The organism is Polynucleobacter hirudinilacicola (genome assembly GCF_002192535.1).
GTDB lineage: Bacteria > Pseudomonadota > Gammaproteobacteria > Burkholderiales > Burkholderiaceae > Polynucleobacter > Polynucleobacter hirudinilacicola.
In genome coordinates this window covers 1,056,955-1,083,457 of the sequence record NZ_NAIA01000003.1, presented here as the reverse complement: position 1 = coordinate 1,083,457, position 26,503 = coordinate 1,056,955, and the positions used below count along the sequence as shown (strand labels likewise).

At 45.5% G+C, this 26,503-nt stretch carries 30 protein-coding genes, 1 tRNA gene and 1 pseudogene; 22 read left to right on the top strand and 10 right to left on the bottom strand.

Going from position 1 to position 26,503, the window contains the following annotated elements:
- The first annotated feature begins 17 nt into the window (after positions 1-17).
- From rimP to arsB, 11 genes are all read left to right on the top strand, one after another.
- Entirely contained in the window at positions 18-509 is a 492-nt protein-coding gene (gene rimP, locus B6A14_RS09490) for a ribosome maturation factor RimP (RefSeq protein ID WP_087910207.1), read from the top strand.
- On the top strand, positions 506-1,987 hold the full coding sequence (nusA, locus tag B6A14_RS09485; RefSeq protein ID WP_087910206.1) for a transcription termination factor NusA: 1,482 nt from the start codon (positions 506-508) through the stop codon (positions 1,985-1,987). Before rimP ends, nusA begins: the two co-directional genes overlap by 4 nt.
- Positions 1,988-2,000: 13 nt before the next feature.
- Positions 2,001-4,742 (top strand): translation initiation factor IF-2, encoded by a 2,742-nt coding sequence (infB, locus tag B6A14_RS09480; protein ID WP_087910205.1) that lies wholly within the window; start codon positions 2,001-2,003, stop codon positions 4,740-4,742.
- An 18-nt stretch (positions 4,743-4,760) separates the two neighbouring features.
- A complete protein-coding gene (gene rbfA, locus B6A14_RS09475; RefSeq protein ID WP_087910204.1) occupies positions 4,761-5,129 on the top strand; it encodes a 30S ribosome-binding factor RbfA in 369 nt (122 codons plus the stop codon).
- 3 nt (positions 5,130-5,132) lie between these two features.
- Positions 5,133-6,044 (top strand): tRNA pseudouridine(55) synthase TruB, encoded by a 912-nt coding sequence (truB, locus tag B6A14_RS09470; RefSeq protein WP_087910203.1) that lies wholly within the window; start codon positions 5,133-5,135, stop codon positions 6,042-6,044.
- 51 nt (positions 6,045-6,095) lie between these two features.
- Positions 6,096-7,913 (top strand): translational GTPase TypA, encoded by a 1,818-nt coding sequence (typA, locus tag B6A14_RS09465; protein ID WP_087910202.1) that lies wholly within the window; start codon positions 6,096-6,098, stop codon positions 7,911-7,913.
- A gap of 115 nt (positions 7,914-8,028) precedes the next feature.
- The gene (locus B6A14_RS09460) at positions 8,029-8,298 is read left to right on the top strand and encodes a type II toxin-antitoxin system Phd/YefM family antitoxin (protein WP_236635711.1); all 270 of its coding nucleotides are present in this window, start codon (positions 8,029-8,031) and stop codon (positions 8,296-8,298) included.
- Positions 8,298-8,714, top strand: coding sequence for a type II toxin-antitoxin system VapC family toxin (locus B6A14_RS09455; protein WP_087910200.1), 417 nt, complete (start codon positions 8,298-8,300; stop codon positions 8,712-8,714). The genes B6A14_RS09460 and B6A14_RS09455 overlap by 1 nt, the downstream gene beginning before the upstream one ends.
- Before the next feature lie 51 nt (positions 8,715-8,765).
- On the top strand, positions 8,766-9,095 hold the full coding sequence (locus tag B6A14_RS09450; protein ID WP_087910199.1) for an ArsR/SmtB family transcription factor: 330 nt from the start codon (positions 8,766-8,768) through the stop codon (positions 9,093-9,095).
- Positions 9,092-9,571 (top strand): arsenate reductase ArsC, encoded by a 480-nt coding sequence (locus B6A14_RS09445; protein WP_456238388.1) that lies wholly within the window; start codon positions 9,092-9,094, stop codon positions 9,569-9,571. Before B6A14_RS09450 ends, B6A14_RS09445 begins: the two co-directional genes overlap by 4 nt.
- A complete protein-coding gene (arsB, locus tag B6A14_RS09440) occupies positions 9,568-10,614 on the top strand; it encodes an ACR3 family arsenite efflux transporter (protein ID WP_087910198.1) in 1,047 nt (348 codons plus the stop codon). The genes B6A14_RS09445 and arsB overlap by 4 nt, the downstream gene beginning before the upstream one ends.
- Positions 10,615-10,678: 64 nt before the next feature.
- Here the strand turns inward: arsB and B6A14_RS09435 are convergent, their stop codons facing one another.
- Positions 10,679-11,104: a universal stress protein gene (locus B6A14_RS09435; RefSeq protein WP_087910197.1), complete on the bottom strand. Its 426-nt coding sequence runs from the start codon at positions 11,102-11,104 to the stop codon at positions 10,679-10,681.
- A 284-nt stretch (positions 11,105-11,388) separates the two neighbouring features.
- Between B6A14_RS09435 and B6A14_RS09430 the strand changes: the two genes are divergently transcribed.
- The 9 genes from B6A14_RS09430 to B6A14_RS09390 all read left to right on the top strand — a co-directional run bounded on the left by B6A14_RS09430 (position 11,389) and on the right by B6A14_RS09390 (position 17,222).
- Positions 11,389-12,285 (top strand): pseudouridine synthase, encoded by an 897-nt coding sequence (locus B6A14_RS09430; protein ID WP_087910196.1) that lies wholly within the window; start codon positions 11,389-11,391, stop codon positions 12,283-12,285.
- A gap of 107 nt (positions 12,286-12,392) precedes the next feature.
- On the top strand, positions 12,393-12,776 hold the full coding sequence (locus B6A14_RS09425; protein ID WP_087910195.1) for a translational machinery protein: 384 nt from the start codon (positions 12,393-12,395) through the stop codon (positions 12,774-12,776).
- A 21-nt stretch (positions 12,777-12,797) separates the two neighbouring features.
- Positions 12,798-13,061, top strand: a complete 264-nt coding sequence (locus B6A14_RS09420) for a hypothetical protein (RefSeq protein ID WP_087910194.1) — start codon at positions 12,798-12,800, stop codon at positions 13,059-13,061.
- 87 nt (positions 13,062-13,148) lie between these two features.
- Positions 13,149-14,231: a tRNA dihydrouridine(20/20a) synthase DusA gene (gene dusA, locus B6A14_RS09415; RefSeq protein ID WP_087910193.1), complete on the top strand. Its 1,083-nt coding sequence runs from the start codon at positions 13,149-13,151 to the stop codon at positions 14,229-14,231.
- A gap of 76 nt (positions 14,232-14,307) precedes the next feature.
- A tRNA-His gene (locus B6A14_RS09410) sits at positions 14,308-14,383 on the top strand.
- 118 nt (positions 14,384-14,501) lie between these two features.
- Positions 14,502-15,218 (top strand): formylglycine-generating enzyme family protein, encoded by a 717-nt coding sequence (locus tag B6A14_RS09405; RefSeq protein WP_201721501.1) that lies wholly within the window; start codon positions 14,502-14,504, stop codon positions 15,216-15,218.
- A gap of 3 nt (positions 15,219-15,221) precedes the next feature.
- The gene (locus tag B6A14_RS10535; protein WP_087910191.1) at positions 15,222-16,550 is read left to right on the top strand and encodes an ATP-dependent DNA helicase; all 1,329 of its coding nucleotides are present in this window, start codon (positions 15,222-15,224) and stop codon (positions 16,548-16,550) included.
- 55 nt (positions 16,551-16,605) lie between these two features.
- The gene (locus B6A14_RS09395; protein ID WP_087910190.1) at positions 16,606-16,896 is read left to right on the top strand and encodes an AbrB/MazE/SpoVT family DNA-binding domain-containing protein; all 291 of its coding nucleotides are present in this window, start codon (positions 16,606-16,608) and stop codon (positions 16,894-16,896) included.
- A gap of 5 nt (positions 16,897-16,901) precedes the next feature.
- On the top strand, positions 16,902-17,222 hold the full coding sequence (locus B6A14_RS09390; protein WP_087910341.1) for a type II toxin-antitoxin system PemK/MazF family toxin: 321 nt from the start codon (positions 16,902-16,904) through the stop codon (positions 17,220-17,222).
- Positions 17,223-17,227: 5 nt separating this feature from the next.
- Here B6A14_RS09390 and B6A14_RS09385 read toward each other — a convergent pair whose 3' ends face one another.
- From B6A14_RS09385 to B6A14_RS09370, 4 genes are read right to left on the bottom strand one after another with little or no spacing between them, the layout of a single operon-like run.
- Positions 17,228-18,817: a gamma-glutamyltransferase family protein gene (locus tag B6A14_RS09385; RefSeq protein WP_087910189.1), complete on the bottom strand. Its 1,590-nt coding sequence runs from the start codon at positions 18,815-18,817 to the stop codon at positions 17,228-17,230.
- A gap of 34 nt (positions 18,818-18,851) precedes the next feature.
- Entirely contained in the window at positions 18,852-19,832 is a 981-nt protein-coding gene (locus B6A14_RS09380) for a Bug family tripartite tricarboxylate transporter substrate binding protein (RefSeq protein ID WP_087910340.1), read from the bottom strand.
- Positions 19,833-19,875: 43 nt separating this feature from the next.
- Positions 19,876-21,261 (bottom strand): NAD(P)/FAD-dependent oxidoreductase, encoded by a 1,386-nt coding sequence (locus B6A14_RS09375; RefSeq protein WP_087910188.1) that lies wholly within the window; start codon positions 21,259-21,261, stop codon positions 19,876-19,878.
- Between the two features lie 26 nt (positions 21,262-21,287).
- Positions 21,288-21,689 carry a nuclear transport factor 2 family protein gene (locus tag B6A14_RS09370; protein ID WP_087910187.1) on the bottom strand — a complete coding sequence of 134 codons (402 nt, stop codon included), beginning with the start codon at positions 21,687-21,689 and terminating at the stop codon, positions 21,288-21,290.
- Positions 21,690-21,783: 94 nt separating this feature from the next.
- Here B6A14_RS09370 and B6A14_RS09365 point away from each other — a divergent pair, with 94 nt between their 5' ends.
- Both B6A14_RS09365 and B6A14_RS09360 read left to right on the top strand, forming a co-directional pair.
- Positions 21,784-23,124, top strand: a complete 1,341-nt coding sequence (locus B6A14_RS09365) for an aspartate aminotransferase family protein (RefSeq protein ID WP_087910186.1) — start codon at positions 21,784-21,786, stop codon at positions 23,122-23,124.
- A 5-nt stretch (positions 23,125-23,129) separates the two neighbouring features.
- Positions 23,130-23,444 (top strand): annotated as a pseudogene (locus B6A14_RS09360) (HigA family addiction module antitoxin).
- A gap of 3 nt (positions 23,445-23,447) precedes the next feature.
- On the opposite strand, the gene B6A14_RS09355 reads toward B6A14_RS09360, so the two are convergent.
- The 5 genes from B6A14_RS09355 to B6A14_RS09335 form a co-directional block, all read right to left on the bottom strand.
- Positions 23,448-24,176, bottom strand: coding sequence for an LrgB family protein (locus B6A14_RS09355; RefSeq protein ID WP_087910339.1), 729 nt, complete (start codon positions 24,174-24,176; stop codon positions 23,448-23,450).
- Entirely contained in the window at positions 24,169-24,516 is a 348-nt protein-coding gene (locus B6A14_RS09350) for a CidA/LrgA family protein (RefSeq protein WP_087910185.1), read from the bottom strand. The genes B6A14_RS09355 and B6A14_RS09350 overlap by 8 nt, the downstream gene beginning before the upstream one ends.
- Positions 24,517-24,729: 213 nt before the next feature.
- Entirely contained in the window at positions 24,730-25,584 is an 855-nt protein-coding gene (purU, locus tag B6A14_RS09345) for a formyltetrahydrofolate deformylase (protein ID WP_087910184.1), read from the bottom strand.
- Between the two features lie 35 nt (positions 25,585-25,619).
- A complete protein-coding gene (locus tag B6A14_RS09340) occupies positions 25,620-26,048 on the bottom strand; it encodes a hypothetical protein (RefSeq protein WP_087910183.1) in 429 nt (142 codons plus the stop codon).
- Complete coding sequence (locus B6A14_RS09335; RefSeq protein ID WP_087910182.1) at positions 26,026-26,442, bottom strand: surface-adhesin E family protein; 417 nt, start codon at positions 26,440-26,442, stop codon at positions 26,026-26,028. Before B6A14_RS09335 ends, B6A14_RS09340 begins: the two co-directional genes overlap by 23 nt.
- Positions 26,443-26,503 lie beyond the last annotated feature (61 nt).

Here is a 26,503-nt window from a genome sequence, read left to right as displayed (position 1 = left end):
TGGTATGAAGGGAAGTTGTGAAGGATCAGCAGATTATTGCTGCAGAGCTGGAAAACTTAGGCTACACGTTAGTAGATATTGAGCGTGAAGCTGGAGGTTTGCTGCGCGTCACGATTGAAAACCCGGATTACGAGCGTTTGATTACTGTCCTCGATTGCGAGAAGGTAAGTCATCAACTGAGCTACACCTTGCCAGTTGAGAACATTCCTTACGAGCGTTTGGAGATTTCTTCACCGGGCTTAGATCGTCCTGTGAAGAGTGCGGCAGATTTTGAACGCTTTGCTGGAATGGAAGTGGATTTGAAGTTGCGTGTGGCTGTTGCTAGCCGTAAGAATTTTCGTGGTGTGTTGCAAGGTTTGCTGACTGGTGAATTGAATTCACCTGATGCGAAATTTGGTTTGGTGTTTGAGGGTGCTGATGGTCAGCCCTCTCAATTGGAGTTTTCTTTAGCCGAGGTCGATAAGACTCGGTTGGTCCCTGTTATTGATTTCAAAGGAAGAAAGTCATGAGCCGAGAAGTTCTCATGTTGGCAGACGCCCTAGCGCGTGAAAAGAACGTTGATCAAGCTATTGTGTTTGAGGCGCTAGAGATGGCGCTGGCCTCAGCTACTAAAAAACGTTATCCCAACGAAGATGTGGATATTCGTGTATCGATTGACCGTGAGTCAGGCGAATACGAAACCTTCCGTCGCTGGTTGGTAGTTCCTAACGAAGCTGGTCTGCAAGAGCCTGACAAAGAGATTTTGCAGTTCGAAGCTCAAGAGCAACTTGCGGATATGGAAGTTGGTGACTACATCGAAGAGCAGATCGAATCTTTGGCATTTGGCCGTATTGGTGCGCAAGCTGCTAAGCAAGTAATCTTGCAACGCATTCGTGATGCTGAGCGTGAGCAAATCTTGAACGACTACCTTGAGCGTGGCGAAAAAGTCATGACCGGTACCGTAAAGCGTGCTGACAAAAATGGTTTGATTATTGAATCTGGTCGTGTTGAAGCTTTATTGCGTCGCGATCAAATGATTCCAAAAGAGAATTTACGTTCTGGTGATCGTGTCCGTGCCTACATCCTTAAAGTAGATCGTGAAGCGCGTGGTCCCCAAATCGAACTCTCTCGTACTTGCCCAGACTTCTTGATTAAGTTATTTGAGAATGAAGTTCCAGAGATGGAGCAGGGTTTATTAGAGATTAAGGGCGCAGCCCGTGACCCTGGCATCCGCGCCAAGATTGCTGTTGTGACTTATGACAAGCGTATCGATCCAATTGGCACCTGTGTTGGTGTTCGTGGCACACGTGTTACTGCAGTGCGTAACGAAGTTGCTGGCGAAGCGGTTGACATTGTGTTGTGGTCTGAAGATCCAGCCCAGTTTGTGATTGGTGCTTTGGCTCCAGCACAAGTTTCTTCAATCGTGGTTGATGAAGAGCGTCATGCGATGGACGTGGTGGTTGATGAAGAAAATTTAGCGATTGCCATTGGCCGTAGCGGACAGAACGTTCGTTTGGCAAGTGATTTGACTGGTTGGCAGATCAACATCATGACTCCAGAGGAGTCTGCTGAGAAAACAGAAAAAGAAGCTTCTTCTGTACGTCAATTATTCATGGATAAATTAGACGTTGACCAAGAAGTTGCTGATATTTTGATTGAAGAAGGTTTCAATACATTGGAAGAAGTAGCTTATGTGCCGCTTTCTGAAATGTTAGAGATCGACTCATTCGATGAAGACACTGTGAATGAGTTGCGTACTCGTGCTCGTGATTCCTTGTTAACGATGGAGTTGGCAAAAGAAGAGCGTATTGGTGAAGTTTCCCAAGACTTGCGTTCTTTAGAAGGAATGACAACAGAGCTGATTGCTAAGCTTGCTGACAATCAAGTTCACACCCGTGACGACCTTGCTGAACTAGCTGTTGATGAGCTAGTTGAGGCGACACAAATTGACGAAGAAACTGCGAAAACGCTCATCATGAAAGCGCGCGAACATTGGTTTACTTCATGAGAGGAAGTAGTGCATGGCAACAACAACAGTAAAAGTACTCGCTAAGGAACTCAAACGAACCGCGGCTGACCTCTTGAAGCAATTGAAGGCAGCTGGGATCGACAAAGCTTCTGAGGATGAGAGCATTACCGAAAAAGACAAAACTGTTCTGCTCGAGCATTTGCAAAAAGCACACGGTAATGTCGAGGCTGGCGCTCGTAAAAAGATTACTTTAATCAAGCGCGAGAGCTCTGAGATTCGTCAGGCGGATTCTGCTGGGCGTACTCGTACAGTTCAGGTTGAAGTACGTAAAAAGCGTGTACTAGTCAAAGCGGGTGATAAAGCTCCTGCAGTTGAGGCGGCCCCTGCAAAGGCAGCTACACCTGCGGCAGCAGCTAAACCGATTCTTTCTGAAGAAGAATTAGAAAAACGTGCAGCTGAGGCAACACGCCAGGCTGAGTTGTTAGCTCGTCAAGAAGCTGAAATGAAGGCGGCAGAAGATGCTCGTCAAAAAGAAGCTGCCCAGCCTGCTGAGAGTGATGCAAAAGCAGATGCTGCCCCTGCAGCTGCTGAGAAAAAAGCCAAGACAGAAAAGGCTGCAAAGGATTTAGCAGCCAGCAAAGAGCAAGAGCTAGCTGAGATTCGTGTTCGTCGTGCTGCTGCTGAAGCAGAAGCCTTAGCGATTCGTGACATGATGAGTGCACCAGCTCGTGTTCTCAAAGCACCAAGCGAAGTTGCTGCTGAAGAAGCGAAAAAAGGTACTTTGCATAAACCTGCAAAAGCAGAAGGTGCAGAAGACAAGAAAAAATCTCCCGCTAAAGTTGGCGGTAAAACAATTAAGTCTTCAGAGACATCATCTACTTGGCAAGAAGAAGGCGCCAAGAAGCCTGGTGGTCTTAAAACTCGTGGTGATGTATCTGGCGGTGTTGGTGGCTGGCGCTCCGGCGGTGGTCGTAAAAAGCAGCGTCAAATTGCTGAAGCCAACGTTGATACCAACTTCCAGGTTCCAACAGAACCAGTGGTGCGTGATGTTCATGTTCCAGAAACGATTACTGTTGCTGAGTTAGCTCATGCAATGGCAGTGAAGAGTGCAGAAGTGATTAAGCTTTTGATGGGTATGGGTCAAATGGTCACCATTAATCAAGTACTTGATCAAGACACAGCCATGATCATCGTTGAAGAAATGGGCCATAAAGCCCATGCAGCGAAATTAGATGATCCAGATTTAGATCTGGGTACTGATGGTCACGATGCAGAATTATTGCCACGTCCTCCGGTAGTTACTGTGATGGGTCACGTTGACCACGGTAAAACTTCTTTGCTCGATAAGATTCGTGCAGCTAAAGTGGCTACCGGTGAAGCGGGCGGTATTACTCAGCACATTGGTGCTTATCACGTAGAAACGCCACGCGGCATGATCACTTTCCTAGATACCCCAGGTCACGAAGCCTTTACGGCAATGCGTGCTCGCGGTGCTAAGGCAACCGATATCGTGATCTTGGTGGTGGCAGCAGATGATGGCGTGATGCCGCAAACGAAAGAAGCGATTCACCATGCAATCGCTGGTGGTGTGCCCTTGGTCGTCGCTATTAACAAGATTGATAAGCCAGAAGCCAACTCTGAGCGGGTCAAGACCGAGTTGGTAGCAGAGCAGGTTGTTCCTGAAGAGTACGGCGGCGATGTGCCCTTTATTCCGGTGTCTGCAAAAACAGGCGAAGGTATTGATGCTTTATTAGAGAACGTTCTCTTGCAAGCAGAAATCTTGGAACTCAAGGCCGCTAAAGATGCTCCAGCACAAGGCTTGGTCATTGAGGCACGTTTGGATAAAGGTAAGGGACCAGTGGCAACCATTTTGGTTCAGTCTGGAACGCTCAAGCGTGGCGATATGCTCTTAGCTGGATCTACATTTGGTCGTGTCCGCGCGATGATGGATGAAAACGGTAAACCATGTAACGAGGCTGGCCCGTCCATTCCGGTGGAGATTCAAGGTTTGGCCGATGTTCCGGCTGCTGGTGAATCAGTGCAGGTAGTTCCTGATGAGCGTAAGGCTCGTGAGATTGCATTGTTCCGTCAAGGCAAGTTCCGTGACGTGAAGCTGGCTAAACAACAGGCATTCAAGCTCGAGACCATGATGGAAAACATGGAAGAGGGTGCGGTTGAAGCGAAGTTATTGCCATTGATCATCAAGGCAGACGTACAGGGCTCACAAGAAGCGTTGTCACAATCTTTAATGAAGCTCTCTACACCAGAAGTGAAGGTACAAATTGTTCACGCAGCTGTGGGCGGCATTACTGAAACAGACGTGAACTTAGCGGTTGCTTCTAAGGCAGTCATCATCGGCTTTAACTCACGTGCAGATGCGGCAGCACGTAAGTTGGCTGAAAACAATGGCGTAGATATTCGTTATCACAACATTATTTATGACGCGGTCGATGAAGTGAAGTTGGCTCTGAGCGGTATGTTGACTCCAGATAAGAAAGAAGAAATTACTGGTCTCGTTGAGATCCGTCAAGTCTTCTTGGTATCTAAGGTTGGCGCTATCGCAGGTTGCTTGGTAGTTGACGGTGTTGTTAAACGCACTTCAAGTGTTCGCCTCTTACGTGACAATGTGGTTGTCTGGTCTGGTGAGCTCGACTCACTCAAGCGCTTTAAAGATGATGCCAAAGAGGTTCGTGCCGGTGTTGAGTGTGGTCTGTCATTAAAAGGCTATAACGACATTAAAGAAGGCGATCAGCTCGAGGTGTTCGAAGTTACTGAAGTAGCGCGTTCACTCTAAGTAAGATTCGTTTTAAGCATGCATAAATCTAGCCCGCATCGTAACCAGCGTCTCGCCGATCAAATTCAGCGAGACCTGGCCGAGCTCATTCCTCGTGAGTTGCGCAGTCCAAGCCTAGGCTTAATTACTTTGCAAAGTATTGAGCTTACGCCTGACTTAGCGCATGCCAAAGTATTCTTTACGGTATTGGGTGCTGAACCTGAACATGCCTTAAAAGCATTGCAAGAAAAAGCAGGGTACTTACATTCTTTATTGTTTAAGCGTTTGCATATTCATACTGTGCCAACACTGCACTTTCACTATGACAGCTCAGTGGAGCATGGCATAGAGATGTCTCGATTGATCGATCAAGCTGTGGACAGCGATCGTAAAGACGAGACTCAATAACTCATGGCTAATCGGATCGACGGCGTAGTGCTGCTAGATAAACCTGCGGGAATGAGTTCCCAAGGAGCGGTTACCGCAGTTAAGCGTGCATTGAATGCTGATAAAGCTGGCCATACAGGTACTTTAGATCCAATGGCTACAGGTCTTTTGCCAATTTGCTTAGGTGAAGCCACTAAGTATTCTCAAGATTTGTTAGAGGCTGATAAAACCTATATCGCCAAAGTCAAATTTGGTTCACGCACAGATACTGGTGATGCTGAAGGCCTCACGATTGAAGAGTTGCCTCTGCCAGTATTCGTAAACGTAGCAGATATTAAAAAAGCACTCGATGCTTTGCTCCCTCAATTTACGGGGCCGATTACACAGGTGCCGCCAATGTATTCAGCGCTCAAGCGTGATGGCAAACCTTTATATGAATACGCCCGCGCTGGTGTTGAATTAGAGCGTACCGCCCGTGACATCACGATTCATCAAATTCGTTGGACTGATATTCAGTGGCCAGAAGCTACATTAGAAGTCTCTTGCAGTAAGGGCACCTATATTCGTGTATTGGCAGAAGATATTGGCAATGCCTTAGGTTGTGGAGCCCATTTGGTTGGCTTGCGCCGTACCGAAGTAGGGCATTTAAACCTAGAGCAGTCATTTACCATCGAATCAATCCAGAGTGGTTTACAAAACAGCTCAAGTTATATTCTGCCGGTAGATGCTTTGCTACAAACCTTGCCGCACTTAACGGTGGATGAGCAACAGGCTAAGCGTTTAGAGATGGGCCAACGTGTTCCTCTCAATCTGCCATCGATTGAAGCGTTGGTACGAATTTATCGTGCCACTGCTGCTCCCCATAACTTTATTGGAACTGCGGATTGGCGCTCTGGGGTGTTACATCCCAAGCGTCTGATTTCTCAGTCTCACTAAGCAATCATTATTTATAACCCTTTTACTTATCTTTAACTTTAGAAGCTTCACATGACTAAACGCGCACTTCGTAACATTGCCATCATCGCCCACGTTGACCACGGTAAAACTACTCTGGTTGATCAACTCTTGCGCCAATCTGGCACATTCCGCTCCAATGAAAAAATGACCGAACGCGTCATGGACTCAAACGATCTAGAAAAAGAGCGTGGTATTACTATTTTGTCCAAGAACTGTGCGGTTGAGTATGACGGCACACACATCAACATCGTTGATACCCCAGGACACGCAGACTTCGGTGGTGAAGTAGAGCGCGTACTCTCCATGGTTGATGGTGTATTGCTCTTGGTGGATGCAGTGGAAGGCCCAATGCCACAAACGCGCTTTGTTACCAAGAAAGCATTAGCCCTTGGTTTGAAGCCAATCGTAGTGATTAACAAAGTTGACCGCCCAGGTGCGCGTTGCGATTACGTGATTAATGCAACTTTTGAATTGTTTGACAAACTTGGCGCTACTGAAGAGCAGCTTGATTTCCCAATCATCTACGCATCTGGCTTAAATGGCTATGCAGGCTTAACAGAAGATGTGCGCGAAGGTGATATGCGCCCATTATTTGATGCTGTTTTAGAGCATGTTCCTGTTCGTGATGATGATCCAGATGGTCCTTTACAGTTCCAGATCTCCTCCATTGACTACAACAGCTATGTTGGAAAAATTGGTATTGGTCGTGTAAATCGTGGCCGCGTTAAATCCGGCATGGAAGTCATTTGCATGAACGGTCCAGACGGCGCTCCATTTAAAGGTCGCGTCAATCAAGTATTGAAGTTTAAGGGTCTTGAGCGTGAGGTAGTAGATGAGGCAGTAGCAGGCGATATCGCCTTGATCAACGGCATTGAAGAATTGGCTATTGGCACTACGGTTTGCGCTGTAGATAAGCCAGATGCATTACCAATGCTCAAGATTGATGAGCCAACTTTGACCATGAACTTCATGGTGAACACCAGTCCATTGGCTGGCCGTGAAGGTAAGTTTGTGACTAGTCGTCAGATTCGTGAACGTTTAGATCGTGAATTGAAGTCCAATATGGCTTTGCGAGTAAGAGAAACGGATGACGATACAGTCTTTGAAGTATCAGGCCGTGGTGAGTTGCACCTCACCATTTTGGTAGAGACAATGCGTCGTGAAGGCTATGAGATGGCGGTTTCCCGTCCACGCGTAGTGTTTCATGAAGAGAATGGCGTCAAGATGGAGCCATACGAGAACCTCACAGTGGACGTCGAAGACTCTACTCAAGGTGCGGTGATGGAAGATTTGGGTAAGCGTAAAGGCGAACTGCAAGATATGGTGAGTGATGGTAAAGGTCGTACTCGTCTTGAATACCGCATTCCAGCGCGTGGCTTGATTGGCTTCCAAGGCGATTTTATGACGATGACTCGCGGTAATGGTTTGATGAGTCACACCTTTGATGCTTATGCGCCTGCCAAAGATGGTATTTTGGGTGAGCGTCATAATGGTGTATTGATTAGCCAAGATGATGGCGAAGCAGTTGCTTATGCTATTTGGAAATTACAAGATCGCGGCCGCATGTTCGTAAAGCATGGTGATCCGGTTTACGAAGGCATGGTGATTGGTATTCATAGTCGTGATAATGACTTGGTTGTTAACCCCATTAAAGGTAAGCAATTAACCAACGTGCGTTCTTCTGGTACTGATGAAGCAGTGCGCCTAGTAACCCCAATTGATTTAACTTTGGAGTATGCGGTTGAATTCATTAGCGATGATGAGTTGGTTGAAGTAACACCTAAGAGTGTGCGTGTTCGTAAGCGTCACCTGAAAGAGCATGATCGCAAGAAGGCCTCACGCGAGTAAGCTCTAAACGCATCAGATAAGCCACCCTCGGGTGGCTTTTTTACTGATATCAGTATTGAAGTAATGGTTTTTGATCGCTCTAAAATGTAGTAACATTGCTACATATTACATTTTTATGACGGAGGTATCAATGGTTACTACTTTGTCGAGCCGTGAATTTAATCAAGATACTGGAAAGGCTAAAAAAGCCTCTGAAGCTGGTCCAGTTGTCATTACCGATCGCGGAAAACCTGCGCACGTGTTGATGACATTTTCTGATTATCAGCGTGTTGTGGGGAAGAGAAAAAACATCTTAGATCTTGTGGGTATGAAGGGTGCCGGTCATATTGAATTTGAACCTGCGAAAATCATCAGCCTTTCAAAGCCAATTGGAGATTCCTTGTAATGTACTTGCTAGATACCAATGTTGTATCAGAATTTAGAAAGTCTGCAGATGGGCGCATCAACAAACATGTTAAACGCTGGGCTGATGAAATTTCTCCTGAATTGATGTTTATTTCTGCAATCTCAGTGCTTGAATTGGAGATTGGAGTGCTGCAAATGGAGCGTCGCGACAAGAAGCAAGGGCTTATTTTAAGAAAATGGTTAAATAAAAATGTTCTTCCAGCGTTTTTGGATAGAGTTCTCCCTGTAGATGTTGAAGTTGCACAGCGTTGTGCAAGCTTGCATGTGCCAAACCCTAAATCTGAGCGAGATGCAATGATTGCTGCTACTGCTATTGAGCATCGGATGACTATTGTGACTAGAAATGTTTCTGACTTTAGTCAATCTGGCGTCAAAATCTTTGATCCATGGAGTTAACGATTTTCATTTTGTAATACTCTTGTCATATATTTCTATATAATTGGAAATATGAAAAATACTAATGCAGTTCAGGCCTTTCTGGCCCTAGGGCAGGAGTCTCGCCTCAATATCTTTCGCTTAATTGTGCAGCGAGGCGATGAGGGGCTTACTCCCAGCCAAATCATCGAAAAATTAGGTATTCCAAATGCGACACTGAGTTTTCACCTCAAGGAGTTGGCGCAAGCAGACCTGCTCGTGGTTGAGAGGCAAAGTCGCAATCTCATCTATCGACCCAATGCAAAACTGGTTCAGGACCTCAGTGATTTCTTATTGGATAACTGCTGTGGTGGTCAGTCTTGCCTTCCAGTAAAAGTTCCAAAGAAAGCAAAATCAATATGAAACAATACAACGTGCTTTTTCTCTGCACCCATAATTCAGCAAGATCCATTATTGGTGAAGCTTTAGCATCAACTCATCCCAGCGGTAAGCTCAGAGGATTTTCTGCAGGATCTACTCCTGGCGCGAGCGTGAACCCATACGCTGCTCAGATAGCTAAAGAGCTGGGCTTTGATACTTTTTTACTGAAATCTAAAAGTTGGGATGTATTCGCACTGCCCGATGCTCCCAAGATGGATTTCATTATTACGGTTTGTGATAACGCAGCGGGTGAGGTATGCCCCCATTGGCCTGGACAGCCAGTGAGTGCCCATTGGGGGTTCCCTGATCCATCCCAAGTACAGGGGACTGATATGGAGAAGAAAGCTGCTTTTAACGAAGTGATGAATGGTCTTAAAAAGAGGGTAGATATCTTGGCTGCTATGCCTCTTGAAAAATTGGACGCAATGTCCTTAAAAGAGATCCACTCAAACTCATGAGTTCACTGACTAAAAAACTATCTTTCTTGGATCGCTATTTAACGGTCTGGATCTTTGCTGCTATGGCTTTGGGTATTGGCTTGGGCTATTTCATTCCCGGGGTAGAGGGCTTTATTAACTCATTTCAGGTGGGTAGCACGAATTATCCAATTGCGATTGGCTTAATCCTGATGATGTATCCACCTTTTGCCAAGGTAAGATACGAAGATCTGCCAGATGTATTTAGAGATAAGAAGATCTTTGCCATTGCCTTTCTGATGAATTGGATCATTGCCCCAGTCTTCATGTTCTTATTGGCCATTACCTTTGTGCCAAATCAACCTGAATATATGGCAGGCCTGATCCTGATTGGAATTGCACCCTGCATTGCAATGGTGATCGTTTGGAATGACATCGCTAAAGGGTCTACAGAATATGCTGCTGGTCTTGTAGCGTTTAATGCGATTTTTCAAGTTCTATTCTTTAGCCTTTACGCATACATCTTCTTGACAGTGTTACCCCCACACTTCGGTCTTGCAGGATCAAATATCAGCATCACTATTGGTGAGATTGCTAAAACAGTCTTTATTTACTTGGGTATTCCTTGTATTGCAGGATTACTAACCCGATTTGTGATGCTCAAGTTTGTTTCTAAAGAGTGGTATCACGAACACTTTGTATCCCAAATTGGTAAGCTCACTCTCATTGCGCTGCTCTTTACGATCGTGGTGATGTTTAGCCTTAAGGGTAAGCTGATTCTGGAGTTGCCAGGTGATGTCTTGACTATCTCTATTCCACTATTGATTTACTTCGGTGTGATGTTCTTGTTAACCTTTGTCATCACGGCTAAGATGGGCATTGACTATAAGCGCTGCTGCACTTTATCTTTCACCGCCTCTAGTAATAACTTTGAATTAGCCATTGCAGTAGCAATTGCCGTCTTTGGTATTAACTCTGGGGCTGCATTTGCGGCAGTGATAGGGCCCTTGGTTGAGGTGCCCATCATGATTGGCTTAGTCACTGTTGCACTCTGGATTAAAGAGCGTTACTACAAGATTGCATAAATAGCAGTCGCTCATAAAAAAGGGCCGCAGAAGCGGCCCTGATTACTTGTAGTCAGGAGTGAATTTATTTCACGAGCAAAACTGCTTGCTTTGCACCAGAGCTGACTTTTTGAGCTACTGAACCCATTAAGGCATCCAAGATTCCAGAACGACCTTTGGAACCCATGACGATCAAGTCAAACTTTTCTTTGTTGGCCAAATTGATGATTTCTTGTGCAACATTACCGCGCTTAATCACCATCGTATGTTTAATGCCCGCAGTATCTAAAGCCTTTTGTGCAGGCTTCAGCTCTTTTTCGCTGACCTCCCTGAGATAGTCGTCGACCACGCTTTGTGCCACGAACTGTTTTACATGACCTAAACCAATGTCATCATGAATACTGGCAAGTGTGACAGTGCACTTGCTGCGTAAGTCTTTAGCTAATTTAGCTACGTATTTAGCAGCGTTGAGTGAAGATTTTGAGCCATCTACTGGTACTAGTATTTTCATTTGCCCCTCTTTGATTCTTAATAAATTTGTAAAGTGTTAAATTGCTATTACTAATTTACTACGAAATGAGCATTCCATATATGAAATTAAGCTAGATAAGGTATTTCAGTGCTTTTATTCTGAGTAAATTGCTCTGATATTCAGTATTTACCTAAAAATGTTGCAAATAGCCGATATATTTATAAAATCTGTAGTGCATTTTTAAGCCCAAAAGTATGAAATATTCGACTCGGTTCAGCTACATAATCACTTAAAATAGCAAGCTCCAAGTAATGGGGTATTGCATGCAAGTTAATTCAGAAGGAGTCTCAGCATCGCGCGTATTTTTACCTGCTGATCAGGCTTACCCGAATTTATTGCAATTCTTTATCAATCAATTCCCTCACATTGAGGGAAAGGAATGGGAGGATCGATTTGCCCAAGGGTTGGTGCTCAATGATGAAGGGCAGGCCCTTGGAGCTAGTGATGCCTATCAACCCAATACTCATCTCATTTACTTTCGGCGTCTAGCGCGCGAACCCCAAATACCTTTTGAGGAAGAGATTGTCTTTCAGGATGAGCATATCCTAGTTGCAGATAAACCCCATTTTTTACCAGTAACGCCTAGTGGGCTTTACTTGCATCAAACACTTCTGAATCGCCTCAAGAAAAAAACTGGAATTCAAAGTCTAAGCCCTATTCATCGCATTGATCGTGATACTGCTGGGCTCGTAATCTTTTCTCTTAAGCCGGAAGAGAGAGCTTCTTATCAGAATCTATTCAGAGATAGAGAAGTGAAAAAGATTTATGAGGCAATTGCACCATACTCAGAAGACTTAGCATCTCGATTGCCGATAAGCTATCAAAGTAGATTGGAGGAGTCTGAAAATTTTTTACAGATGATGGAAGTGCAGGGTGAATCCAATGCCGATACATTGATTGAGCTTATTGCGCTAAATAAGCCATGGGCTAAATATCGACTTACGCCAGGAAGCGGCAAGAAACATCAACTGCGTTGTCATCTCAATGCCTTGGGCATACCAATCAAAGATGATCAGATCTACCCAATACTGACACCATATCAAGAATATGACATAGATCTCTCAAGGCCATTACAGTTATTGGCCAAAGAAATCTCTTTTTTAGACCCACAGACAAAGATGACTAGATCATTCGTGAGCAAAAGAGCGCTAGATATATAGGTATTCAGTTTTTAGCGCTCACATTTGACTTAAATCAAGCAGATAAGCCATTTCTGGAGCTCTTGAGGAGTATCCTGAAAAGAGAAGTCATCACAATAGGAAGAACTATGTCATTAAATCACGCAGTTATTTGGATCGATCATCAAGAAGCTCATGTCATGTTTTTAAGTCAGGATGCTAGCGAAGCTGAGGTTATTAGAAGCAAATCTACTCATACTCATTTGCATCATAAGGGTGGGGAAGTAGGTAGCGGTAAGCTTGCCCTAGACTCTAAATATCTCCACTCGGTCATTCAAGCGGTAAATAAGTCACAAGAAATATTAATTCTGGGACCTGGCTCTGCAAAATTAGAGCTGATTAAGCATGCTCATAAACATGATGCTCAGATAGCAGAAAAGATTGTTGGCGTAGAAACTGTTGATCATCCCTCTGATAAAGAAATTCTCGCGCATGCCCGTAAGTTTTTCTATAAAGTAGATCAAATGATTTGAGGTCTAATTTAAGGAGCAAATATGCCTAAGGAATCTCAAGAAGAATTAGGGCCAGATGGTTTGCCTGGGCATGACTATTTTTTGGATGCCGTTAAGCACATTGATGAAGCAGTAAGTAATAAATCAATTGCTAGTAGTGCAGCAAAAGGTATTGTTTTTAGTCTAGTAGAAACATTGGGTGCAATGGTTGGAGATCCTGATTTACCAGCCCATCTCAAGTCTGGTTATATGGGGGCTCTAGATTTAGCAGTTGAGCTAGAGGCAAAGCTAGCAAAAATACGCTGAAGCTAGCGTTAAAAAGCATGAGATCAGGGCAGCTTCGGTTGCCCTGATGCATTTAAAATACTGATCATTGCTAATTAATTGAAGTTCATGACCAATACTCCTAAGAAACGTCTCGCGGTTGCCCCCATGATGGAGTGGACGGATCGTCATTGCCGTTCTTTTCATCGCGCACTCACTAAAGAAGCCGTTCTGTATACCGAAATGGTGACAACGGGTGCATTAATACATGGCGATGTGCCGCGACATTTGGATTTTTCGCAGGATCAGCACCCAGTGGTACTTCAGTTGGGTGGTTCAGAGTCTAGTGACTTGGCTAAATCAGCAGAGCTTGCGCAGCAGTGGGGCTACGATGAGATTGATCTCAATTGTGGCTGTCCCTCAGAGCGAGTTCAGCGCGGCGCTTTCGGCGCTTGTCTAATGGCCGAACCCAATTTAGTGGCTGAATGTGTCAAGGCAATGAAGGGGGCGGTGGATATCCCAATTTCGGTAAAGCATCGTCTCGGATTGGATTCCATGGATGCATCTAGCACAGAAAAAGATTATCAATTTGCGCTGGATTTCATATTGGCGGTAGCGGATGCTGGTGCAAGCCAGGTAACCATTCATGCACGCAATGCAGTGCTCAAAGGACTCTCGCCAAAAGAAAATCGTAGTAAACCACCACTACGTTATGAGGTTGCTGCAAGACTAAGGCTAGATGCACAAAAGCAATTTCCGAATCTCAAAGTCCTACTGAACGGCGGTCTAGAAACCAATGAACAAATTGCTGGTCATTGGGATGACTTTGATGGTTTCATGGTAGGTAGGGCTGCCTATCATTTTCCAGCAATGTTGCTAGGTTGGGATGATTTGATTTATACCAATGGTGATGCAGCGGGATATCTCTTTAGTGAGACCGAATGGCACAGAATTCAGATTGCTCTAGTCAAGCAAGTGCAGAGCTGGTTTGATGAGTGCAGAGCAAAAGAGAAGCCTTTTTATATTGGCGCATTCACAAGACATATCCTAGGCTTAGCGCATGGTAGAGCAGGGTCTAGATATTGGCGCCAGCGCCTCTCAGATCATCATGCTTTAGCCAAAGTACAGAGCAAAGCGGCAATAGTCGATTTCTTTATTGATGCCAGTCTAACCCTTGGGGATTGGGCTGCTTTTGAGTACGAAGGCGCTTAAGAAAACCCTAAAGAGCCCAAACAGCCTATTTTTGACAGGTTTTTGAGCAAAAAGCTATAATATTTGCTCTACAACGGCGGACGTAGCTCAGTTGGTAGAGTCCCAGATTGTGATTCTGGTTGTCGCGGGTTCGAGCCCCGTCGTTCGCCCCACTCAATTTTTTGAAAGCTCCCAAGCGGAGCTTTTTCTATTACAGTTCTTAGTATGAAAAAGTTTGATTTCTCTACAATTTTGTTTGGACTATTGCTGACAGCTATTGCAGCGTACTTTATGCTGCGATCATCGCCGAGTCAAAGCGCTCCTACATCTTCTATTCCTACAGTGCAAATTGGTAATCTTATTTGGGATCAAACAGAGATGACGATTGGTGATGTCAAAGGCTTTGCAACAACCGGTTTTGTAAGTGCCGCAGAAAAAAGGGGTGGCGGTTTAAATTATGAAAGTGGTTTTGTACAAAAGCCGGGTTGGACTTGGAGGACACCTTATGGAGTTCCTGCCAAGGATCTAGAGCCTGCAGTGCACCTCAATCAAAAAGAAGCAGAGACTATTTGTCGTTACTACGGCAAGCGTTTACCAACGGATGCTGAGTGGACTAACGCTGCTTTCTTGGAACAAAGAACTAATCCTCCGAGTGGGTATGTCAAAGGGCAACGCTATCCATTTCCAGGTGGAAGTACGCCAACACCATCCCATTGCTTAAGTGGCTGCGGTGATTACAAAGGTGTGGCGCCTGCTGGTGCTCTGAATCGCGGCACAGGACATGTCGCTACAAAAACGACTAAGGCTGGAGTGAACGGTATGTATGACATGGGTGGTAATGTTTGGGAATGGACGGCTACCGAGAGAAATGGCGGATATATCACCCGTGGGGCTTCATGGTGGTACGGACCAGAGCGACAGCAGGAGGCTGATGTGGAGTCTAAGTCGGCTGATATTACTGTGGTTTATATCGGATTTAGGTGTGTCGCCGATGCCGTGAAACAATAGGGGATGACTAGCTCTTCAATAGATTCATCTGAGATTGAAGTTACCCCAGATTACCAGGCGGTAATTGAGGCTATTGAACGTCACGATCCCTATATCTTTGTTAGTGGTAAAGCGGGTACGGGTAAAACCACTCTCATCGGCTATCTGCGTGAGACGATTCCTGGCAATGTGGTTGTCGTTGCTCCTACGGGAGTTGCTGCTCTCCAGGTCAAAGGGGTCACCATTCACTCCTTCTTTAGATTACCACCACGTTTGATTTTTCCAGAAGAGGATATCAAGCCGCTCCGTGATAAGCGCCTCTATAAAGATATACGCCTTCTCATCATCGATGAGATCTCCATGGTGCGCGCTGATGTAGTCGATGCCATGGATTTATTCTTGCGCGAGAATGGACCGCAAAAAGGCAAACCCTTTGGTGGCATTCAGGTGATGTTTGTAGGGGATTTGTTTCAGTTGCCGCCAGTGGTTTCGAGTAATGATATGCAAGTGCTATCCGATAGAGGCTATGAAGGGCCTTATTTCTTCTGCGCTATGGCTCTGCACCGCAAAGACGTCACCATGGTGGAGTTATCCAAGATCTTCCGTCAAAAGGATGAACACTTTGCTGATCTACTTAATCGCATCCGTATTAATCAGGATATAGACGAGGCACTCGATACACTCAATGCGCAATGCTATCGAAAAGATGTCGAGGTAGATGAAGAAACTATCACTCTCACAACGACTAATGTACGGGCAGATCAAATTAATGGTGCTGGATTACGCGCTATTCCAAATGATGTCAAAGTCTATATGGGCAAAACAACGGGGAAGTTTAATGTTGATGAACGCAATCTACCCTCAGTAAATAATCTGTCATTAAAGGTTGGCGCAAAGGTAATGTTTACTGCAACAGATCCCAATTTTCCGAAGCGCTGGGTCAATGGCACGATTGGTGTCGTACGAGAGATGCTTCCAGATAAAGTAAAAGTTATGGTGAAGAACGGACCATACTCCAATACCGTTGAAGTCAGTGGCCATCAATGGGAGTCGTATCGTTACGATCACGACATGATGTCAGGCAAGATCTCACCCAGTATTGTGGGAACTTATGTGCAGATACCCTTAATGCTTGCTTGGGCAGTAACCATCCATAAGAGTCAGGGTAAGACACTCGATAAAGTCAAAGTTGATTTATCTTCTGGTGCCTTTGCCTCGGGCCAAGTTTACGTAGCCCTCAGTAGATGCAAAACAATCGAAGGCATCTCTTTGCAAAGACCAATTGAGCCTAGAGATGTGAGTTGCGATCAAGAGATCAAACGTTTTTACTTGAACTGTTTGCCTTCAAAATAGGGTTATTCAGGCTTAATTGGCTTAGCTTAGTTTATGTAATAACATTGTTATTACTATGAATAAAAACCATAAGTCCACCATTACTTCTAGCGCCTCATTGCAGGTTGCCATTAGAGCCATTGGCAACTCTAAAGGCGTGGTTATTCCAAAGATTATTCTTGAACAATCTGGAATAGATAAGATCGTTGAGATGTCGGTGGACGGAGAAAAAATCATCATGAGTAAGCCTAAAAACACAGTACGGGAATCTTGGGCTCAAGACGCTCAAAGCTTTGCTATGGCTGGTGAGGATGGTTTAGTGCTAGGCGAATTTGGTAATGAAGAGGATAAGGATTGGGTTTGGTAAAGAGTATCGTTTCCCGTGGAGAAATCTGGCTCATTAATTTAAACCCAACAATTGGAAGTGAAATTAAAAAAACACGACCATGTATTGTGGTTTCACCCCAAGAGCTTAATGATCATTTACGCACAGTGATCGTTGCGCCAATGTCCACCAAGGAAAGAGCGGCTGGCTTTCGCGTTCCTATTACACATTACGGCAAGAAGGGCTTTATTCTTTTAGACCAGATCAGATCAGTTGATAAGGCACGTTTGGTTCAGAAAATAGGGAAGAGTAATCCTAAGACTTTATCCGCTAGTCTTGCCGTACTGCAAGAAGCTTTTGCAATTTAACCAAACTAAAACCCAGCCGCTAATCCATCCCTGCGGTGATCACTACCAGCTATATAGGCAGAATCAGATTCATCGCTAATCTTGGCAATTGCCTGAGCACTACCAAAATCCAAACTGTTTGCAGGCATCACCGTTACTTCATGCCCCATACTTTTGAGACTCTCAACAATGTTTGCTGGCATTGCTGCTTCAACAGTCAACTTGCCTAAGTCATCAATCCTCCAGCGGGGTGCATCCGAGCATGCTTGAGGGTTGAGATACTCATCAACAAACCGCATAACTACTTGAATGTGGCCTTGGGGCTGCATATTGCCGCCCATCACACCAAAAGCCATTGTGGGTTTGCCATCTTTTGTTAAGAAGGCGGGCAGAATTGTATGAAAAGGTCGTTTACCTGGGGCAACTTGATTGGGATGCCCATCTTTGAGGCTAAAGCTCATGCCACGGTTGTGAAGTGCAATACCGCCAGGGGCAACAACGCCAGAACCAAAGCCCTTAAAGTTCGACTGGATGTATGAAATCATCATGCCAGATTCATCTGCAGCACAAAGATAGACTGTGCCGCCAGAGTGCGGATCACCAGGGCCATAGATGCCAGCTTTATTGTGATCAATGAGTGCAGCACGACTGGCTAAATATTCTCTATCAAGCAATGAGCTCACCGGCATGGTCATTGAACGCGCATCAGAGACATACTCATAAGCATCAGCAAAGGCGATGCGCATAGCTTCTACCTGCAAGTGAATGCGCTGTGCAGAGTTTGCTGGATATTGTTTTACGTTTGCAGCTTCTAAGATACCTAAAGCGATCTGTGCGGCAATACCTGAGCCATTCGGGGGAATCTCGTGAAGAGTGTATTCACCATAATCAAATGCTAAGGGCTCAACCCACTCAGGTTTGTTATCTGCAAAGTCTTGCATGGAAAAACAACCACCAGAGGCTTGTGCAAAGTCGACCATGCTTTGAGCAAGTGCGCCTTTATAAAAAGACTGCCCTTCGGTCGCTGCAATCTCTTTTAAGGTCTTTGCTTGGGCAGGATATTTCCAGATCTGGCCCGCTTGTGGCGCTTTGCCATCGATTAGAAAAGACTCTGTGAATCCTGGTTGATTTTTGAGAATCGGAATGGCTTCACGCCATTGACGCGCAATGACAGGAGAAACAGGAAAACCATTCTCCGCATAATCAATGGCACGCTTGAATAATTGTGCAAAAGGGAGTTTGCCAAACTTTTTCGATAACTCAACCCAGCCAGCAATCATGCCTGGAACGGTAACAGTATTCCAGCCAATGAGATCCATGGCGGATTTACCAGCAAAGTATTCTGGTGTCCAAGCAGCGGGGGCTCGGCCAGAAGCATTTAAGCCATGGAGTTTTTGACCATCCCAGAGAATCGCAAAACCATCACCACCTAAGCCATTCATGGTCGGCTCGACAACGGTGAGGGTGATCGCAGTGGCTAATGCAGCATCCACTGCATTGCCGCCACTTTGCAGCGCCTCAATACCTGCTTGTGTGGCTAGTGGTTGAGAGCTGGCAACAGTGTTTCTGGCAAGAACAGGTGCACGACCACCGCCAAAGGGAGGAGAAATCAACATGGATATTTTTCTAGAAGTTAAATGCAGTAGCTAATTAGTCAACCTTGATATTGGCGGCTTTGACAGATTTTGACCACTTAGCGTGTTCGGCAGCAGTGATTTCTGTCAGTTTTTCTGAGTTAGCAAATTGGGTTTGAATGCCCTGGTTGGCTAACTTATTTTTGAAGTCAGGATTCGTGAGAATTTTCCGAATCTCTCTTTCTAGGCGAGCAACAACAGCGGGTGAAGTGCCCTTGGGCGCATAAATGGCAAATAAATTCTCAACATCAAATTGCTTAAAGCCATCCTGTTCAAGTGTTGGGACACCTGGTAACAGGGGTGAGCGCTCATTTGAGGCAATTGCAATCGGTCTGAGTTTGCCGCTTTGAATATGCGGAAGAGATGCCGTTAAGCTATCAAACATCATTAAGGTATTGCCAGCAATTAAATCAGGCAAGGCAAAACTACTGCCTTTGTATGGAATATGTGTACCAGTAGCACCAATGCGCTGCATAAACAAAGCAGATTCTAAGTGTGAGAGGCTGCCATTGCCCTGAGAGGCGTAATTAAAGTTGCCATTCTTTGACTTAATAAAGGCAATCAGCTCAGTCATGTTTTTGGCTGGGACACTCGGGTTCACTTCCAGAATATGAGGAACAGAACCTACTAGAGCGACAGAGACAAAATCTTTTTGCAGAGAAAAAGGTGGGTTGTTAAAGAGTGCTTGGGCGATTGCCTGATTTGTTAAAGCGCTGAAGTGAATGGTATAGCCATCTGGATTTGCTTTAGCTGCGGCAGTCATGCCAATCATTCCGCCAGCACCCGGTTTATTCTCAACGACTACTGCCTGACCTAATGCTTCGCCTAATGGAACTGCAATGCTGCGAGCAAAGACATCAGTCGATCCTCCAGCCGGGAAGGAGAGAATCATTTGGATTGGTTTTTTTGGCCAATCTGTATCTGTCGATGCGCTGCTAGCATTCATTAAACCAAGAGAGAGTACGGCACCGAAGACGATGCGATGAAGGAGATTCATGGGAGCCTTTGTAGTAAATAAATTGGAGTCTTGTTGGATATGTTTATTTCTCATCTTTAAACCAATACCACTTATAAAGAATACTTTGCCCCAATCTTCTAAATGGGGCAAGCGCTTCTGAGCGTACCTGGCCAAATAGATTGGGAAATTCGAGGGGAGAGTTATAAATCGGTAACTTGAAAACTTCCGCATTGGCTTTACTTCCAGCAACAAGTTCTGCTAATCGCTTCCCAGCCCAGGTAGAAAAGGAGACGCCATTGCCTCCATAGCCCAATGCATGCCATACCATTTGCTTGGGGTCAGGCTGAGTAATACGGGGCATCATGTCATGGCTGACATCAACCCATCCCCACCAAGAGTAATCAATCTGAATTCCTGCTAAAGGTGGAAACTTTCTAGCAATACCATCAGTCAATAACTTTAAATGTTGAGGTGAGTTGGCATCGGCACCACCAATAGAGCTACGGCTGCCAATTTGCAGCCGCTTATCTTTTAATAGGCGATAGTAAAAACGTAGGGTGCGCGTATCCGTTAAAAAGGTATGTGAACGAAACTTACAGGCTGCTATCTCTGCATCAGTCAGCGGTCTGGTTACCACTGAATTAGACAAAATAGGGAGTATGCGATTCTTGATGGTCTTGAGGCCCTGCATGCCATACCCACCGGTACAAATCGCAATGCGTTTGGCACGAACAATGCCACCGGGAGTTTGAATATGATGAACCCCGTTAATCGTCTCCCATCCCTGAACAGGACTGCCAGTATGAATTTTTACCCCCAAGCTTTGAGCTTTGCGGAGTAATCCAAAAGTAAATTTGAGCGGGTGAATACCAACGCCTTCGCGCTCCAAAAGAGCTCCAGCTGCATCGTGATCATCACAATATTGCTCCCTGAGTTCTTGGGCGCTCATGAGCAGCGGATCATATCCAAATACATCCTTACGGACCCGCGCTTCATTCTGAAGATAGGCCATCTTCTCTGGGCGATGTGCAACGTAAAGATGGCCACCATCGGTGGCATCGCAATCAATTTGACTGACTAGATCTTTGAAGTTCTCAAAGCCGCTATAAATTTCACGATCGAGTTTTTTGGCAGTCTCTAAACCCCAGCGCTCAATCCATTGAGAGCGCGACAATCGACCGCTGGCATTTTGGCCCTGGCCGCCGCTCCTGCTCGAGCAACCCCACGCAGTTTGGTTGGCCTCTAAGATGACCGCTTTGATTCCGTGCTCTTGCGCTAAATACAGCGCAGTTGAAACCCCGGTTGAACCTGAGCCAATCACCACAACATCGGCGTCAATATCTTGGCTTACTGGCCCATCTGTTGGTGGCGGTGATCCAGCACTCGCTACCCAATAACTAGGGGCATAGTCTCGATTCGCCCCAGGATTTTCAGAAGTGAGGGGGTCATAAAGTGGGTCGTATTTCATGGGGATTGAGTCTAGAGCATTCCCAATTACTTTGCTGCGGGCAAGTTTGGACGATTCTTGCGAAATGCATTTTTTAACTGAATCTTGCCATCTTTAAAAGTAAAAATATCGACGCCGTCAGCCTCAATGCGGCTGCCGTCGGCTGCCGTTCCAGTAAACGTCCACTCCGATACCCCAAAATTCCCATCGACAAAATGCCTATCGTTCATCCATTGGGCATCTGGAAAATTCAGCCAAGCACTTTCAAATGCTGCTCTCACTGCTGCAGGGCCTTCATGGCGTGCGCCACAAGAGTCTGGCCCCGCTGCTGTTTGAAATACACAATCATGACTCATGAAGCTCATGAGGGAGTCGATATCGTGGCGGTTCCAGGCAGCGCTGAATGCTGACAGGGTCTCAACCGTAATGGAGTGTTTAGAACTTGGCATAGGGGTAGTTGGTTAAATTCATGAGGGTGATCAATGAAAAGCTATTGAATTGCTATAGTATCGAATAATTCTATTAAATACATACGAGACAAGCATGAGCAGCCCTTCTAAGCCAGTTGATATGTCAGCCTATTGGTTGCCATTCACACCCAATCGCTACTTTCATCAGAACCCCAAGGTGATGCAATCTGCCAAAGGAGCTTACTACTATGACGATCATGGGCGTAAGCTGTTTGATGGCCTTTCTGGGCTTTGGTGCTCTCCTTTAGGGCATGCCGATCCACGGATTGGTGCAGCTATCAGCAAGCAATATGAAACCATGGACTATTGCCCAGCTTTTCAGATGGCAAGCGAAGCTACTTTCAGTCTTGCAAGCCGTATTGCCAAGATGGCACCCAAGGGTTTAGATAAAGTATTTTTTACCAACTCAGGCTCTGAAGCGGTAGATACTGCGCTCAAAATTGCGATTGGATATCACCGCGTGATGGGAAACGCTTCCCGTGTTCGCATGATTGGTCGAGAGCGTGCATATCATGGGGTAGGGATGGGCGGTATCTCGGTAGGCGGCATGGTTGCTAATCGCAAAATGTTTACTAGCCTTATGATCCCCGGTGTAGATCATTTACCTCACACATTAAATCTTTCTCAAATGGCTTTTTCTAAAGGTCAACCGATTTGGGGTGCTCATCTTGCTGACGAATTAGAAAAGATCGTTGCATTACATGATGCCAATACGATTGCCGCAGTCATTCTTGAGCCGGTGCAAGGTTCAACTGGAGTGATCGTTCCACCAGAAGGTTACTTACAAAAGATTCGCGAGATCTGCACTAAGCACGGCATTCTGTTGATTTTTGATGAGGTCATCACCGGCTTTGGTCGCTTGGGCGCTAACTTTGGTGCCGATCGTTTTGGTGTGACGCCTGACATGATTACCTTTGCTAAAGGGATTACGAATGGCGTAATTCCGATGGGTGGTGTTCTTGTGCGCGGTGATATCTATGACAGCATTATTGGTAATGGCGGACAAGAGCAGGCGATTGAGTTCTTTCATGGCTACACTTATTCAGGGCACCCAATACCAACAGCGGCTGCCCATGCGGTGCTAGATATTTTTGAGTCGGATGATGTAGTCAATCGCGCTAAAGCATTAGAGCCAGTTTTAGAAAATGGCCTGCATGCCTTAAAAGGTAAATCTGGAATATTGGATATTCGTAACTTTGGCCTATCTGGCGCAATTGATCTTGAGCCAGTGCCAGGAAAACTCGGACTGCGCGCATTGAAAGTGCTAGAAGCTTGCATTGAACGCGGAGCTCTGGTGCGTGTAGCAGGTGATTGCATTGCAGTAGGCCCACCATTTATTTCTAAACCGGAAGAAGTGGAGTTCTTGTGTAGCGTGCTGGGTGATGCAGTGGATGCTGCGATGAAAGTAAAATGAAGCTTATGAATAAAAATTTTCCTTTACCGCACCCAGGGCTAACCTTGCGAGATGATGTTTTACCAGCTCTTGGGATCACTGTGACAACTGCAGCCGAGCAGTTGGGGGTTACTCGTCCTGCTTTATCTTAAGTATTAAATGCTAGAGCTGCAATTTCTCCTGAGATGGCTCTGCGCATTGGGGCATGGCTAGGCGTTAAAAATGGTGGTAGCGCAAGCGTTTGGTTGGCACAACAGTCAGCCTACGATCTGTGGAAGGCTAGAAAGACTATTAAGCCTAAAGTGAAGCATGCTCGTATTCCTCAACTACTAGCAGCCTAAAATTTACTGATTAAATAAGTGATAGATCACTGGTATAGCGACAGCGCTGATCACACCATTCATGCCCATGGCTAAGCTTGCATAAGTTCCTGCTTCAGGATGAATGCTAAATGCTCGTGAGGTACCGATACCATGAGCGCCTATACCAATTGCAAAGCCTCTTTGCCACCATGCTTTCATACCTAGTGCGTTTAAAACAAAGGGTGCCAAGATCGCCCCCAGAATGCCGGTGCTGACAGCAAAGATGGCGGTGAGTGTTGGTGATACCCCAATACGTTCCGCAATACCCATGGCGATTGGTGCTGTAACCGATTTGGGATACATTGCCCCCGTGATGCTGGAGTCGGCGCCCAACAGGTTAGCAATGCCGACCCCGCTCACTATGGAAACCAAGCCACCGGTAACCAATGAAACAATCAGCGGTATAGAGCGACCCTTTAAGCTAGCCAGCCCTCGGTAAATCGGAATGGCCAAGGAAACCGTTGCTGAACCCAATAAGAAGTGGATAAATTGTGCGCCTTCAAAGTAGGTCGAGTAGGGCATCTCGATGAACTGAATCATGGTGGCAACCAAGATGATGGCAATCGCTACAGGATTAGCCAGAGGATTTTGCTTGGCATGCTGATAGATCATTAATCCAACTTGATAGGCTGCCAAAGTAATAAAGAGGGCAAAGAGTGGGCTACCAGATAGGTAAACCCAAATCTCAACAATAGAGTGCTTATCACTCATGAGCATCTTTTCTGCTTAAAAAGCGAACTACTAGAGCGCTCGACCCAATAGTCAAAATGACACTACCCATAAGAGCGCTCATGATTGCTAGAGCATTTGCTTGTAGCTGCGGCAGAAAGAGCACCACACCAACGGCAGCGGGGACGAAGAGTAAGCCCAAGTATTGACTAAAGCCATCCGCAACCATAGCTAGCTCAGCATTGATTCCTTTGCGCAGGACTAGCCATACAACTAAGAGAACCAAACCAATCACAGGACCAGGTAGGGTGGGTAATAAGAATTTAGAAACTAGCTCACCCAAGCTTTGGAAGAGCAGTATTTGAACAAGGCCGGAGATCATGACTTGATCTTACAGGCTAGGCTTACGGTTGCCTAGTAAAAAACGATGACGCCACTGCAGCATCATTTCCAAAGATAATCAGCACTAAATTACACGCCCTTGGGGAATAAATTAATGAATTTAGTGCCGCATCACAAGGCACCCTGGCATTTGCTGATGCGGCAAGCCAGAAGACTATCCCAAGGCACTCCGAGGGTTATGTCTCAAGTAGTATCAGTCTGAGAAGACGACTGAAGTTGCGCCATTAATTAAGACGCGGTCATGCAAGTAATAACGCAGGGCTCTAGAAAGCACAGTTCGCTCCAAGTCACGACCTTTACGCACTAAATCATCAGGTGTATCACCATGAGTGACTCGAGTCACATCTTGCTCAATGATGGGGCCTTCATCTAAATCACTAGTCACAAAGTGAGCGGTAGCACCAATCAATTTAATGCCACGAGCATGCGCTTGGTGATAAGGCTTGGCACCTTTAAAGCTTGGCAAGAAGGAGTGGTGTACGTTGATACAGCGTCCAGATAATTTGCTGGATAAGTCATCTGACAGAATCTGCATATAACGCGCCAGAATGACCATGTCGACCTTGGAGTCAGCAATGATTTCTAGTAGTTTAGCTTCTTGTGCTGACTTAGTTTCAGGAGTGACCGGTAGATGGTAAAACGGAATATCAGCAAAATCGATGCTAGCGTATACCTCACGTGGGTGGTTCGAGACAATGCCACAGATAATCATTGGTAATTCACCAATACGCCAACGGTAGAGTAAATCTACCAAGCAGTGATCAAGCTTTGACGCCATGATCAAGACGCGCTTGAGATCCTTTACTGCCCGCAAATCCCAGGTGAGCTCAAAACGTTTGGCAATTTCTTGAAAGCCAGACTTGAGAGTGTTGCCATCCGTAGGGCAACTAAAACTCACGCGCATAAAGAAACGTTTAGAAGCCTTATCGTCAAACTGTTGGGCCTCCTCAATATCGCCACCTGCCTGAAAGATATAGGTTGAAACTGCAGCAACGATGCCTGGTTTATTAGGGCAGGTTAGCGTGAGGTAATAGTTTTCTGTTGTCATGGCTAGATTAGTAAAAATGCTGGTAAACGATTATTTTAGTCCTTAGAGAGCGGGGCAGAGATGTTCTGCTGCTTGGCTGTATCAATCATTTGATCTGCAGGACCAGCTAAGGGCGTGCTGTTATCGGTCACCTTAGGGATGGAGACTTCTATGCAGATTGGTTTAGATGACAGCGGATTCAAGAAGCTACATTCTTTTTTAGTAGCAGCAGAGGCGGCATGCTCTAAAGGAGATTTGCCTGTGGCTGCAGTGGATGCAAGGCTGGTGGCTGTTACTGGATTTGCAACTGCAGCAGTAGCTACAGCACCGCCAGCGCTGCTAGCTGCGGCTGAGCCTGAGGCGCCAACAGCTGCAATGGGGGCAATACAGGCTTGTAAACCTAGGCCACAAAAGATAGGGAGTAGGTAAACCCCGAAATTGAATGGAGATTTCGTGGGCAGACTATTTTCTTTGGCAGACAACATTAAATACTCCAGCTGTCCATGAGTCATTGATGACAGGTTCAAACTTGCTATCAGGAGTGCTGTTATCAGAAACTACTTTGCCCGTACCTTTGCTGCCAGAAAATTCTTTAAAGGCAATTGGGCGATAGCTCAGCTCAGGACAGTTGTATTCATTGAGGCCAATAATAGAATTCACAGTCTCTTTATTGTTTGGATTTCTTCCAGGCTTTTTAAAATCCAACATAGACATGATTTGGGCCTTTTCGCCACTGCCGCTACTAGCCGTATCTAAATCAACATAAACAACCATGACATCGTTATAGCCTAATTCTTTCCACTCAGCATAGGCATTACTCATGCAAGACATGGAGGCGGTAAAGATGGTGGCTGTAATGAATGGGGTCAATTTTTTCATGGGTCAGAGTCCTAATCAGTGACTGATTGATAGCGATAAGACATTCTAAACGTCTTAGCGA